We start from the raw sequence: 13,227 nt of genomic DNA, 5'->3' as shown, positions 1-13,227 counted from the left end.
GTGAAGGCATCTTCTCCGACCAGTTCACCCGCTGTCAGCGTGTAGGTCAAGGCTGGATCGGTCTGGCCGTACACCTTGCTCTGGTCTGCGTCAACATTGAGGGTCAATCCCTTTTTAGCCACTGTCAGAGTTCGCTCTACATTTTCTGCTGGGAATCGGGTATCATCACCATCCTGAGATGCGGTGATTGTAGTCGAACCGGGTTTCAAAATAGTCGCCTGATTACCTGTGATGCTCACTACAGTCGGATCAGCGGCAGTATAGGTTACTGATAAGCCTTGATCAGTTTCTGCATTACCTAAAGTAAAGCTGGCATCACCGTATGTCTTTTGTTCTATTTCACCAAACGTGATCGTTTGCTCAACCTTGTTGATTGTAGTAAATGACCAACTGTAGGTATTAGCTGTAAATCCAGCAAATGAATTATCCAATGAATCCAGTACAAAACCTGCAGGGACCGCCATAACCACCCGAGTGTTTACAGGAAGGTTTTCTGTGATGGTCAAGGAAACGGTGAGTTTATCTTCGGATAGTGTTAAGGCTGATTTATCAGTCGGGTCACTCAGATCAAATTCCAAAAATGGAGTGATTGTACAGCCATCCTCAGCGACTTTACCCAAACTAAAAACTCCAGTATTTCCCAAAACCACTTCCTCGTCAAAGGTCATAGAAAGAGTGGGTTGTAAGGCTACATCGGTGGCATTGTTTTCAGGATTCAATGCTGATATTATAGGGCCTGTCTCATCAGTTATTGTGATTGTAAATTCCTGCTCTGTAAACCCAGCTTCATTCTCTGCTCTGAGTACTACAGAATGGTCTCCAAGATCTGACTTAGCAGCTGTTCCTTTCAACATTGCACCCGTTTGAATACGGTACACTTCATTTGTGCCCATCTTCGCATAAACCAAGGCTCCACTTGAGGTAAAGGAAATACTCCAAACATTATCAGTTGGCAGTAGAGAAACCACATGAGAAGAGCTAAAATCTGAAGTATATTTTCTTACTCCTCCACCTGCAAAAGAAATATAAAAATTAGTGTTTTTATCTAGTTTTACTGATGTTGTAGCACTAGGCAAGCCTGATAGAACCGTGCTGACCGTAGTTCCATCATATTTCAAGAGTGTAGTTGATAAAGTTGATATATATAGGTTCTCATCTTCGTCAAAAGTCAATCCAAACGGCCTGTTAGAAGAAAGTCCATTTGTGGAATTCAACAACACCTCAACGGTCTTATTGGCTTCATTTATTTTCAAAACCTCTATACCAGCATAGTTTGACGCGTAAATAAAACCATCTTTATCAGTCAAAGACATTATCCCACCTGAACGGGAAAGAAAAGTTTCTTCAGGTGCAGAAGGATCATTTACAGGAACACGGGTAATGGATTGGGTTGAATTTCCATACCTCGGTATATAAATATATCCATTGGCAATATGTAAGGAATAAACACTTCCTGAATGCATCCCGGACTTCCAGGAAGTCGTTGTGCCATCAGGTTGGATTTTAAATATTTCTGCTCCATCAGAGCGAATTGCATAAATGTTACCTTCATCATCACTAGCCACTCCTGATAATGCTATCCCAGCTGGTACATTTCCAAATAGTGTAGCGTCACTTTGTCCGTCTAAACTGAAAGTTAGCCAAGCAGGTAAGGTAGGAGCCGTAAGGGTAGTTTCCAGGTCATTTTCAATAGAAGCTTCAATGCTGTATTGATAAGACTGCCCATATGGGGTAGTTAGGATAGGAGTGCTCGTGATACTTGGAGGGCCAGAAACAGTCAGTGTCCTTTCTACTGGCTGAGCAGCAAAATTCAGATCATCCCCTTCTTGTGTAGCAGTAATCAAGGTGCTTCCAGCCTTGAGAATAGTTGCTTGATTTCCAGTAATACTTACCACAGTTGGATCTGCAGCAGTATAAGTTACCGTTAATCCCTGATCTGTTTCTGCCTCGCCCAAGGTGAAGGCGGGATCAGCTGTTGTCTTGTTGCCAATCTCTGGGAAGGTAATGGCCTGCTCATTCTTATTAAGAGTAGTAAATGACCAAGTGTAGGTATTAGCGGTAAATCCAGCAAATGAATTATCCAATGAATCCAAGACAAAACCTGCAGGGACCGCCATAACCACCCGCGTATTTACAGTAAGGTTCTCTGTGATGGTCAAGGAGACGGTGAGTTTATCTTCGGATAATGTAAAGGCTGATTTATCAGTCGGGTCACTCAGATCAAATTCCAAAAATGGAGTGATAGTACAGCCATCCTCAGCGACTTTACCCAAACTGAAAACTCCAGTATTTCCCAAAACCACTTCCTCATCAAAGGTCATAGAAAGAGTGGGTTGTAAGGCTACATCAGTGGCATTGCTTTCAGGATTCAATGCTGAAATTATAGGACCTGTCTCATCAGTTACTGTGATGGTAAATTCCTGCTCTGTAAATCCGTTAGAATTACTCGCCCTTAATACTACGGGATGTTCTCCTGTATCTGATTTAGCAGGAGTCCCAGTTAATATGGCACCAGTTTGAAGACGATACACTTCATTTGTGCCCATCTTCGAATAAACCAAGGCTCCGCTTGAGGTAAAGGAAAGACTCCAAACATTATCCGTTTCTAGTAGGGAAACCACCTGAAAAGAGCTAAAATCTGAAGTATATTTTCTCACCCCCCCACCACTCATAGAAAGGAAAAAATTACTTTTCTTATCCACTCTGATGGAAGAAACGTCATTCGGCAAGCCCGATAGGACTGTGCTGAGGGTAGTTCCATCATATTTTAAAATGCTTCTATCACCCCAAGTAGCAATATAAAGATTTCCCAGTTCATCAAAAGTTAATCCAAAAGGACCCCAATTAGGAATCCCATTTGTGGAATTTAAAAGTACTTCAACTGCTTTAGTTGATTCATTGATCTTCAATATCTCATTTCCTTCAATGTTTGCTGCATATATAAATCCGTCTTTGTCCGTCAATGATAATGCACCATCTTCGCGAGAAAGGAATACTTCTTCCGCTGCCGAGGGATCATTTAATGGAACTCGAGTAATGGAATGAGTTGAGTTATAATACCTCGGTATATAAACATATCCATTGGCAATATGTAAGGCATAAACACTTCCTGAATGCATCCCGGATTTCCAGGAAGTCGTCGTGCCATCAGGTTGGATTTTAAATATTTCTGTCGCGTTTGAACGAATAGCGTAAATATTTCCCTCATCATCCCCTGCCACTCCAGTCAATGACACTCCAGCCGGAACATTTCCAAATAGAGTGGCGCCACTTTGTCCGTCTAAACTGAAAGTCAGCCAAAAAGGTAAGGTTGGTGCCGTAAGGGTAGTTTCCAGGTCATTCTCAATAGAAGCTTCAATGCTGTATTGATAGGATTGACCGTAAGGAATAGTCGTTAAAGGTGTAGAGGTAATAGATGGAGGGTTTTGAGGTAAAAGTGTAGTAAAACTTACCTGATCTCCATAGCTCGTACCTTCATCATTGATCGCATAAGCACGGACAAAGTATTCGGTGTTGGCGCTCAGCCCTGTGATCTCCTGAGAGAATTCCCCAGTTCCATTACCAATTTGAACCTTAGTATCGGCTGTAGTTGGTGTTCCTGTCGTATTGTAAACAATCCCTCGCTCGGTAACATTTGCACCACCATCATCAGTAACGTTTCCGCCTAATGTTGCTGCTGTTGCGGTAATACCTGAGGCAGTTGTGGTGGTCACAGTGGGTACTTCAGGTAAATTAATGGTAATACTAAACGTCTGGTTGTTCAGCTCTCCTCCATTGGGATCACTTACCTTAAATACAAAGCTATCTGCGCTCTGATTCGCACTAGTATTCTTATAACTGAATCGTTCACCATCAATTTCTTCTGCAGTGAAAGTGGAATTTTCAACAAGTTCTACCTCTCCATCATCAACTAGGAAATTTTGATTAGAATCTATGAACAAAACTCCGTATGACACTGCTGAAGTAATAGTAAATGTAATATCAGATGCTACAAATGTTTCGTCATAAGAAATATTTAGGTCACCTGAACCGATAAATTGAGTTGTTCCTTGATTTAAGGTTAATCCATTGTTCGCATTTATTGTAAGAGGTATGGTGGGAGCATTCGTCTCAAAACTCACCTGATCTCCATAGCTCGTGCCTTCACTATTTGTGGCATAAGCCCGATAATAATATGTTGTAGAAGCCACCAGTCCTGATGTAGCTACCGTAAATTCGCCAGTACTTGCACTAGGAGCTGCAACCGGCGTTCCAGTACCTTCCGCAAACCCATTAGTGGTACTATATTCGATTCCGCGTGCAGTTATCTCAGCTCCACCATCATCAGTTACATTTCCGCTTAAAGTTGCTGTGGTAGCTGTGATTTCAGAGGCGACTGAGGTGGCTATGGTCGGGGTGGTGGAAGAAGCGCCACTTTCTATAACGACCTCAAAAACAAGGTCAAGATTTCCCCCGAATGGCGAGCCTAAATAGAATAGACCACCAATTGTATAGCCATTGTCATTTGTGAAAACCAAATTTGCACCAGTAGGAATATCAAACGTATAGGTTTGTCCACTCAATACATTTACATTTTCTGAAGAGAAGTCAACAACAGCATAGTTAGTCGGGTTTCCTCCATTTTCAGTAAGTGTCTGTCCGGTAACAGTTCCGAGTAAGTTACCAGGGCTTGTAGAAGAACCAGAATAGATATTTATAGTCTCATTTGTATTCGTAGAGCCAGCAGTAACAAGTAAGCCGATCGATTTTAAAGTACCTGACTCACAAGCTACGAAGGATTGCCCTAAGTGACCATCAAAGACTTCATCACTACTATCATCAAACGGGTTTGAAACAGTACATTCTGTTCCTCCTGAAGCTGCACCCGTCGTAAAACTCACCTCATTTCCATAAGCTGAGCCTGCACTGTTGGTAGCATAAGCTCTTACATAATAGGTTGTTCCGGCAGTAAGCCCGGTAATGGCTTCCTCAAAAGATCCTGTTCCGCTACCATCCTGTAATTTTATATCTGATGTCGTTGGGTTGGAGCTGGTGGCATAAACAAAGCCACGTTCATCGACGATGGCACCGCCATCGCTGGTAACTTCACTGCTAAGAGTGGCTCCAGTAGCTGTTATAGAACTAACCAAAGAAGTGCCCACTGTAGGGAGCGTATTGGCTGGCAGCTCCCAGGGTATACTAAGAGTAGTGGCATAACCGGGATCGGAGATAAATTCTTCACTGCCAGTTCCATCCAGATTACCCCTATATATGCTCCCGTTAGTCTGATCATACCAGTAAACTTTCGAACCACTTACATCTACGCTGATACCTATTGGATCCGTTGCACTGATAACATCTTCTCGTCCGGTACCATCCAGTTTGATCCGTTCAATTTTCGAACTTTCATTATTTGGCCAGTACAAATGATTATTTTTTTGATCAATGTAAAGGGTAGTAGCAAAACCGGGATTGGAGATGAATTCTTCACTGCCAGATCCATCCAAGTTACCCCTATATATGCTCCCGTTAGTCTGATCATACCAATAAACTTTCGAACCACTTACATCTACGCTGATACCTATTGGGTCCGATGCACTGATGACATCTTCTCGTCCGGTTCCATCCAGTTTGATCCGCTCAATTTTTGAACCTTCGTAATTGGGCCAATACAAGTATTCATTTACATGATCCACAAAAATGGTGGTAGCATAACCTGGGTTTGACACAAACTCTTCAATACTAGTTCCGTCAAGATTAGATCTATAAATTTTTGAATCAGTTTGATCAAACCAATAGGCTTTTTCATTGATCTGATCAATGTCAATTGCAATAATCGACCCAGAGCTTGCAATAGTTACAATATCTTGACGGCTTGAGCCGGTCAGAGAAATCCCTTCTATTTTGTCGATGTTTTCGTTTGGCCAGTACAGTGACTGGAGAGGGGCAAGCGCTGGTGCACCCGTCGTAAAACTTACCTGATCTCCATAATTTGTTCCCGCGTTGTTGGTAGCATAAGCTCTTACATAATAAGTTGTACCAGCAGTAAGGCCTGTGATGTTTTCCGTAAAAGCACCTGTTCCTGTACCGTCATCCGGCACTTTCGTGTTTGCTGTTGTTGGATTAGTAGTAGTCGCATAAACAAAACCACGCTCTGTGACTGTAGCTCCGCCATCAGCTGCGACCTCACTGGTTAAAGTGGCACCAGTCGCGGTTATGGAAGATGCGACTGTAGTGTTAACAGTAGGTTGAGCAACTGATTGAAACGCACCATCCCTGCCAAATAAAACACCACTACTTGTCCCATTTAGAGCTGTTGCATTGGTTTGGCTGTCGGAAACTGTAGTTCCACTGCTTTCATTAAGTTTCCAGTAGCCTATGAGACCTGCTTCATTTCCTGCGATTTCTTTACTACGATTATTTTGTATCTCTGATTGGGTACGAGCAGAACTCCATAGTCGGATATCGTCAATTTTCCCTGCAAAATCATTTACCGCACTATGATTTTGAAACCCAAACACAAGGTCTGTTACCCCAAGGCTCGTGTAATTCGGAACTGTGCTATGCGCCCCCTGATCAGGTAAATTTGTTCCCCTTGCAGTTCCATCGACGTAAAAATCCCATAACCCGCTATCAAACACAACTGCGATATGATACCACTCACCTATATTTACTGAAATAGCTTCACTGGTGGTTAGGCATCCAAAATCACAGGAAAGATCAACTGTCAGTTTTCCATCCATTAAAACTAGGCCTCCTGCCTCTAATCCACCAGAAAAATCCACCAGGTTTACAATACCAGATGTCGTACTAAAGTTTGCCCAAAATTCCAGACTAAAACTGCTCCTGTTTGATAATTCCAATGCAGCCCCATTTAAGGTGACCTTGCTTCCTGTCGGAAATTCATATGACGTATTTCCCTGAGCCATCAACGCAGACGAACCAAAAATTAGCATCAGAATTATTCCAATTGTAATCCTGAGTTGATTGACTTCACCATGCAAAACATGCTGAAAACGTATAAAGTGTTTCATAAAAACTGTCTGATAATTTAAAGGAAGACTGAGTTTGATTTAGGCGTGATTTAATCGCCGAGAATTCTATGGAAGCGATGATGTCTGAGGCAGCTGTGCTTTTTACATTTTTTCGGGGGGCTTTCAGCCAAAAGCACCAGAAGCACTAAAACCACTTCGTGTCACTGAATTGGAAGTTTCTTGTAGTACAGCCCTTCCGTCTTTATTCCATATTCGACAGCTTAGCAAGAATAGCAGGGTTAACATCCATAAGATTCCCAAGAACAAACTTTGTAGTGTAATAAACTTCAAGATGTAATGAGAGCCCATTTCCGCCTCTGTTTTTAGTAAAATCAAAAACCGTTTTGAAATGAATATATAGTTTGTGTACAGCATTTTTTCAGAAATAATTGCATTGAGAAACCTAAAAAGTCAGATTAGTAATCCGACTGGTTTTAGAAGCATTAACGCCGTAAATCCAAGCGCAAAAAAAAACAATTTGTCTGCAATATGATGCAATAAGCTACGTTTTGGGGGCTTTTTGGACAAAGCCAAACCCAACTGCTAATTTCAGTATTCTAAAAACTTTAAATTACGTATGTAAAAAATCAGCAAATTTGAAGAAATGCCAAATAAAATTGCTCTACCTAGTTCTAATCAGATCTTTACCAATCCTACCCATTCTAAATCCACCACAGAGTCAACAAAAGCAGAGGGACTCAAGCCTGTTTCTTTCTTGAAAGCCAGGTAAAAAGTATTTCTAGATCTGAAGCCTACTTCCTCTGCCAAAGACTCTACTGTAAGCCTTTTGAGGTAACCATTTTCAATCATATCTATCGCATGCCGGATTCGATATTGATTTATTAAACGGTTAATCCCAATCCCACACTCGTCCTTGAGCAACTTTGGAAACTCTCGTGGATTACAACCTATCTTTTTACAAATGGCAGTAATTGAAACATCCTTATTCAGGTATTCCCCCTCCTCCTCGAAATACAATTTCAATTTTAAAAAAATAGAATTTTCGGACTTTTGGTCAGACATAATATAAATAGTACTAAGGCGCTTTTTTTTTTAAAAATCAGCTTTATTGACTGCTTTTAGTTCACAGTATTTCAAAAGTGAAACTATATTTAAAAGCCATAAAAACAAACCCAAACTTCAATATAATTGATACGAAAGGCGAAAAAGATCAGATCTAATTGCTCTGAACCGATGTTTTTCCTACTTGTTGCTATGAGACTTTTCCAATAAAAAAAGCGTTCTCATTAACCATTAATTCCCACCATTCCATTCAGTATAACACTTAATAGCCAGATATAGAAAATGGACCCTCGTGCATGCTTGCTGTTTTATTACGCTAAAAGTTCAGACAAAAAAGAAGCATAAATCTAAAAAATTTGACTTTTTGACCTTTCAGCAAGGAAGCAGGAAGCGGAATAAACCAACAGAGGGAAGAGCGTTGGCTTTATGCCAACTTCTCTTGCCTAATGTGGCCGGAGCAGGCTAACTTGGGGGAAGAAGGAATGGGTAAAAAATCCATCAAAATGAATCTTAAACCCAGGGTCTTTCGCCCCTCAAACTCCCTTGAAGTCCAATTTTCAGACAATCTTCAGGGATTGAATCAGCCCGTCATTAAATTCATATTGATAGTTCAACACGATAGGACTGCCGGGAAACTGCCCTTTGACTTCAGCTTTCAGTGTTTGGTCGCTTTCCGAATATTCCAGCGGGATCATGCTTATCTTATACTCTTGATTTGCCTTTTCAATCCATTCCCTGATCTGCCTTCTTCCTGAATAGTTTTTTCCCTCATCAAAAACAATTGCTGTTTCAGTAAAACAGCTGGCATAAGAAGTACTGTCAAAGTGCTTTTGCGCTTCGATTAATTGGGCAACTACCTGCGGGATTTCATTTTTCATTTTTTCAATTGTTTAGATTTAACTAAGATTATTTTTTGTGAATTAGTAAGAGCTAGATTGTGGGGATCGTCCCCCCGTCAATGATGTATTCAGTTCCTGTGAGGTATTTTGCCCTTGGAGAGACCAAAAACCCAACAAATTCTGCTATATCCTCCGGCTGGGCCGGACGTCCGATCGGTATGCCTCCCAAGGCATCCATCACGCTTTGGGTGGCTTCTTCCAGGGAAGACCCAGAACTTTCTGAGATCCTCTCCATCATTCTGGATGAAGAGCCTGTCATGATCCATCCCGGAGAGACTGTCAACACTCTGATCCCCTTTGGGGAGACTTCTTGGGACAGACCTTTACTGTAATTGATAAGTCCTGCTTTGGCAGCAGCATAAGGCAAGGTAGAGTCATATAGCGGCAACCTTCCCTGAATCGATGCGACATGGATAATCACTCCACTTTGCCTATCTAGCATTTGGTTTAAAAAAGCCCTGTCTAATCGCACTGGTGCGAGCAGATTCATGTGTATCGTTTGCTCCCAATCCTCATCGGTCAATACAGCGAAACCGCCTGCCCTGGTTTCTGACCCTCCCAGAGAATTAATGAGAATGTCCAACCTACCAAATTTTGATAAAACTTCCTTTGCCACTTTTTCTGCCCCTTCAGGATGTGACAGATCTGCTGAAATAAAATATTGCCCACTTACCTTTGGTTCAGGCTTATTCCGGGCAGTGACAATGACAGTTGCGCCAGCCTGGGACAGCCGCTTGGCAATCGCTTTTCCAGCTCCCTTGGTACCACCTGTAACCAACGCTATTTTACCTGCCAATTCATTGTTGAAATCAAATTGCTCTTCCATGTTTTTTCTTTTGGACAAATTTCAGTCCTATGGGCGGCAAGCACAAGTACCGGAATTACGATTCGGATAGGGATAAATTTATCCCCTATAGCACCTATCGTCACATAGGCTTATTTTTGTAGCATGTATGAGAGAAAAATTTTACCGAACCTGGATTGTGGGCTTGACCTTATCGCCGAGGTGCTCTATGGCAAATGGAAAATACGCCTGTTGTGGTTTATCAATGAAGGACACAAGCGTCCTAGCCAGTTGCAACGGAAAATCCCGGATGCCAGCAGACGGGTATTAAACATCCAGCTTAAAGAATTGGAAGAGCAGGAACTGATTTCAAAAGAAATTTTCCCAGTGGTGCCTCCAAAAGTGGAATACAGTCTAACGGAATTTGGAAAAACGCTAATCCCCGTAATATCGGTTCTGGGTCAATGGGGAGACGATCATGAAGAAAGACTAAAAAGAGTCATCATGAAAAGATATGAATCCGAGCCGGAGAATGGAAACTAATCTCCCCATGGGATTCTAACAAGCTCGTATTATACAAATGTGAAAATTACTTCAAAACACTTCCTACCTTCTTCATCTACAGATCGTCCCAACTATCATAAGTAGAAGTATTTTCAGGTGTTTAAAATCCTTTTTTCTTATTCGAGCAGCTTAAAAACCTTTTGAAGCGCACTGATTTATGACAAATCATAAGCTCAAAAAGAGAATAGTTCCTAGTTAGTTAGAAAGTCTATAAAAAATTTAATAGAAGAGCCCTAAAAATCCCCTTCATCTGCAAAGGAATAGTATCCTTCGGCTGTCATGATCAAATGATCCAACACTGGAATATCCAGAATTTCACCTGCTTTTTTGATTCGCTGGGTCAAGCGCTTATCCTGTTCTGATGGCAGCAGATTCCCACTCGGATGGCAATGCGCTAAAATCACAGAACTGGAATTAGCTTTAATAGCAGCTGCATAGACCAATTTCACATCCACTACAGTTCCTGCGGTGCCTCCTGAGCTGATGTTCACAATGCCCAGCACCAGGTTTGCTCTAGACAGGAGCATTACCTTAAAGTCCTCAACAAACTCTATCCCGTCCTGATCCCAGGCTTTGGCAAACACTTCATATACTTGTCTGGAACTACTCACCTTAGGACGAAGTGAGTTTTTTACAATTGCACTGTAGCTCAGCTTAATCTCAGCTACTTCAAACAAATCAATTTTTCTTTCTGCAGTCTCCATAATCTTCTTTGGTTTTTGTGAAACAATGAATTATGAAGCATCATCAGGCCGTGGGCGACAAAGACCGAAAGGCAAAGGAATAAAAAGCGCAGCGCAGCAAGCGGCTTTATGCTGGAAGCTTTCGGTCGCCCAGAGCCCAGAGGACTAACTTGGTGAGGAATTCTAGAGGCATAAAAAACTTCTTAACGACTCCAAGCTTATAGCGATCAATGCCAATTGGAAACTGAATAAATGAAAGGACGTGGGCAGAATAGGGACGAAAAGATTGAGCGGAAGAGTTGATTTAGCTTATGAAATTGAATGCAAATACATTTTTAAACTTTTATATAAAAATTGCTTTATGTACCACTGGACGATCATATTCCGGATCTTTGAAAGTCATACACAAGTTGCTCAAAAGTGCAGTAAGGGGCAGGTTCACCGATACCAAATGTGGGGATATTGCTGTTTTCGTACCATTATGCTACGAGGATTATACCACATCCAGCGGTAAAAAACTCGAATTCACCCCGAATTATCCTCGTATTTAGGGGGTATTTGGTAAGTGACTGATAAGCATTTGGGTAAGTTTACCCAGCAAGATCAACTAACTTTGCATACTCACTGGTAGCCAAATCAATTATTGAATTGACTTTGCACTCCAAGCTGGGAAGAAGTTTTTCAGGCACTTTAAATCCGGCATGATAGCGTGAATTAGTATAACACTTGTCCAGGAGGTTAAGTAGTTTTTCCTCCTCTGGAGAAAAAATTGACCCTAATTCGGGGTTATACTTGGATGCAAAGCGAAGCAATATCCTAATTTCATGTGTTCATAATTTGATTTTCATTTGCCACATGGAATGCCCAAAACAGCCATCCCTCTGTGTGAGAAGCAATTCTCATGGGCATTTCATGGGTTTTCTTTTCCAGTTTTTCCCAAGCCATCAAAATCGCCCTAAGAGCCATCTCCGCTGATTGATGAAGCAGAAATGGTGTCATTTCTAGATTGGTTTGCTTAGCAAGTGATTGGAACTCCTTTGCTTTGTCCAACCCATCTTCAAGCCTCTCTGCAGCTTTGGTGAATATCTGTTTCCGATCTTCGGGACTTAGGGTTGGTAATTCCTCAAAATTCGGGGAGAGATATTTCGTCTGGCTTGGAAGAACTTCTTTCCAGAGGTACGGATTGCCTTCAGTCAGGCTTTTTCTCAGATAGGAAGCAGAGATACAATGAACTTGGTGGCCTTCATTTGCTGAGGCCAGAAATTCAACCACTTTTTCCAACTCATCATGTTCACTGGGACTGAGGTGTGGCAGGAGCAAATACAAATGGCGGATAGATGTGACATGATGCTCATAGATTGCCAAAGGATGGAGGAGTTCGATGAATGCGGAACAAAGTGCATCCATTTTAGCACTAGTTGGCCCGTCCTTCTCTATTTGCTTTTTTTGATATTGATGCCTCAGCAAATGGCTTAATAGCTCATAGAAATACATTCGGGTGGCAATATCCATATCATCCTTCTCCCGCTGGGTAAGGAAAATCATCCAGCCCTGAAGCATTTCCCAGAGGTATTCATGCAATTCATTTTTGGGAAACAGGTTGAAAAGATCATCGTGTGCCTGATTGGTTTCAAATTGTATCATGGTTTTTTGAATTCTGAGTGGGAGAAAAACGAACATAGATCAGGTAGCAGGCTTCGGTGAGCTTTAGAAAATATTGGAAATCTTTATGATACTCCCCTTCCATTTCTTCGACAATCGAAAATGTGTAAAAGGAAGCTTCCCTGAAATGATTCCATCGCTTTAACCATGATTTCAATTTCTTGCGTTTAAAAAACTTTCGGATAAAACCACTCGGATCTAAAACCTGCTCTGGCGATAGATACTTCGGACAGTATTCGATCAGATGATAAAATGAATCCCTCGGGGATTGGAATAAATATCTATTTTCAGTCCAATCATCAACCAAGTGTTCCCATTTCATACCGTCCTTTGACAAGGCCGGAAAATCCATGAAGCAATGACTTGCATGGATAAGTTTCAAAAACAGATGCCCATTATACATTACTGTATCGGGAAGTAATACCGAATAGTCGGGATCTGGATCGAATACTGAATTTTGAATCTTTGATACTTTTTTCAGCCAAAATGGGAGGTCTGCCATGGATCCAAAAAGCTCTTCCACCACCCGAAAGGCTTGGGCTTTAGATTGACAGCGGTATTTTTTTCGAAACGTTTTGAAAGTATTTTCCATTCTAGTA

8 protein-coding genes are annotated in these 13,227 nt (G+C 41.5%); 1 reads left to right on the top strand and 7 read right to left on the bottom strand.

The genetic code is table 11. The features are described from left to right. From BM386_RS23100 to BM386_RS23080, 4 genes are all read right to left on the bottom strand, one after another. On the bottom strand, window positions 1-7,013 hold a 7,013-nt coding region (locus tag BM386_RS23100; RefSeq protein WP_139235989.1), incomplete at its 3' end, for a DUF5050 domain-containing protein. A 636-nt stretch (window positions 7,014-7,649) separates the two neighbouring features. Further along, window positions 7,650-7,997, bottom strand: a complete 348-nt coding sequence (locus tag BM386_RS23090) for a helix-turn-helix transcriptional regulator (RefSeq protein ID WP_170857167.1) — start codon at window positions 7,995-7,997, stop codon at window positions 7,650-7,652. A 596-nt stretch (window positions 7,998-8,593) separates the two neighbouring features. Further along, entirely contained in the window at window positions 8,594-8,914 is a 321-nt protein-coding gene (locus BM386_RS23085; protein WP_091698484.1) for a hypothetical protein, read from the bottom strand. A 52-nt stretch (window positions 8,915-8,966) separates the two neighbouring features. Next, window positions 8,967-9,761, bottom strand: coding sequence for an SDR family oxidoreductase (locus tag BM386_RS23080; RefSeq protein ID WP_091698482.1), 795 nt, complete (start codon window positions 9,759-9,761; stop codon window positions 8,967-8,969). Window positions 9,762-9,884: 123 nt separating this feature from the next. Here BM386_RS23080 and BM386_RS23075 point away from each other — a divergent pair, with 123 nt between their 5' ends. Next, a complete protein-coding gene (locus BM386_RS23075; RefSeq protein ID WP_091698480.1) occupies window positions 9,885-10,262 on the top strand; it encodes a winged helix-turn-helix transcriptional regulator in 378 nt (125 codons plus the stop codon). Between the two features lie 254 nt (window positions 10,263-10,516). Here the strand turns inward: BM386_RS23075 and BM386_RS23070 are convergent, their stop codons facing one another. The 3 genes from BM386_RS23070 to BM386_RS23055 form a co-directional block, all read right to left on the bottom strand. After that, window positions 10,517-10,987: a JAB domain-containing protein gene (locus BM386_RS23070; protein WP_091698479.1), complete on the bottom strand. Its 471-nt coding sequence runs from the start codon at window positions 10,985-10,987 to the stop codon at window positions 10,517-10,519. A gap of 801 nt (window positions 10,988-11,788) precedes the next feature. After that, window positions 11,789-12,610, bottom strand: coding sequence for a hypothetical protein (locus tag BM386_RS23060; protein WP_091698476.1), 822 nt, complete (start codon window positions 12,608-12,610; stop codon window positions 11,789-11,791). Further along, window positions 12,597-13,220 carry a hypothetical protein gene (locus tag BM386_RS23055; protein WP_091698474.1) on the bottom strand — a complete coding sequence of 208 codons (624 nt, stop codon included), beginning with the start codon at window positions 13,218-13,220 and terminating at the stop codon, window positions 12,597-12,599. The genes BM386_RS23060 and BM386_RS23055 overlap by 14 nt, the downstream gene beginning before the upstream one ends. Between the last annotated feature and the right edge of the window lie 7 nt (window positions 13,221-13,227).

The sequence above is a fragment of the Algoriphagus locisalis genome, assembly GCF_900116615.1.
GTDB classification, from domain to species: Bacteria; Bacteroidota; Bacteroidia; order Cytophagales; family Cyclobacteriaceae; genus Algoriphagus; species Algoriphagus locisalis.
The sequence above is the reverse complement of the archived record's forward strand: the minus strand, read 5'-3'. Positions and strand labels throughout refer to the sequence as shown.

Excerpts from the sequence above, each read along its gene's own strand:
- BM386_RS23085 (WP_091698484.1), bottom strand. The coding sequence starts at position 8,914 with ATGAAAAATGAAATCCCGCAGGTAGTTGCCCAATTAATCGAAGCGCAA.
- BM386_RS23080 (WP_091698482.1), bottom strand. The coding sequence starts at position 9,761 with ATGGAAGAGCAATTTGATTTCAACAATGAATTGGCAGGTAAAATAGCG.
- BM386_RS23075 (WP_091698480.1), top strand. The coding sequence starts at position 9,885 with ATGTATGAGAGAAAAATTTTACCGAACCTGGATTGTGGGCTTGACCTT.
- BM386_RS23070 (WP_091698479.1), bottom strand. The coding sequence starts at position 10,987 with ATGGAGACTGCAGAAAGAAAAATTGATTTGTTTGAAGTAGCTGAGATT.
- BM386_RS23060 (WP_091698476.1), bottom strand. The coding sequence starts at position 12,610 with ATGATACAATTTGAAACCAATCAGGCACACGATGATCTTTTCAACCTG.
- BM386_RS23055 (WP_091698474.1), bottom strand. The coding sequence starts at position 13,220 with ATGGAAAATACTTTCAAAACGTTTCGAAAAAAATACCGCTGTCAATCT.